The sequence below is a fragment of the Pusillimonas sp. T2 genome (genome assembly GCF_002236805.1).
Taxonomy (GTDB): Bacteria; Pseudomonadota; Gammaproteobacteria; order Burkholderiales; family Burkholderiaceae_B; genus Neopusillimonas.
The window spans coordinates 1-401 of sequence record NZ_NIQA01000044.1 but is presented as its reverse complement, the minus strand read 5'-3'; the positions used below and the strand labels follow the sequence as shown (position 1 = coordinate 401).

The following is a 401-nucleotide window of genomic DNA, read 5'->3' as shown; positions in this document are numbered from 1 at the left end:
TCCTGCTCGATTCAACGACATAGTGGCATATTACTGGGGAATCGCGTTTCGCGACTGTATCGCACAAAGAAAAACGCCCCGCAAAGTTATTTGCGGGGCGTTTTAGAATAAAAGCCTGACGATGACCTACTTTCACAGACGTTAATCAACTATCATCGGCGCAGAGGTGTTTCACGGTCCTGTTCGGGATGGGAAGGGGTGGGACCACCTCGCTATGGTCGTCAAGCGTAACTTGTTGCCTGGGCTGATTCTTGGGCCAGCCTGGGCCAATCGGGGAAGAAGCAACGTGTGGGGCCTTGAGGCGCTCACACACGGTGAAGTATGTTGGGTGCTTTACACGTTGAACATCGTTTGATGTTCTGGGGGTTGCGTTGTTTTGCGGTGCTGTTGCTGCGCTGGGG

The 401-nt window shown here is 53.1% G+C and carries 1 rRNA gene; it reads right to left on the bottom strand.

Annotated elements, in window-relative coordinates:
* Positions 1–113 precede the first annotated feature (113 nt).
* A 5S ribosomal RNA gene (rrf, locus tag PuT2_RS15660) occupies positions 114–226 on the bottom strand.
* Between the last annotated feature and the right edge of the window lie 175 nt (positions 227–401).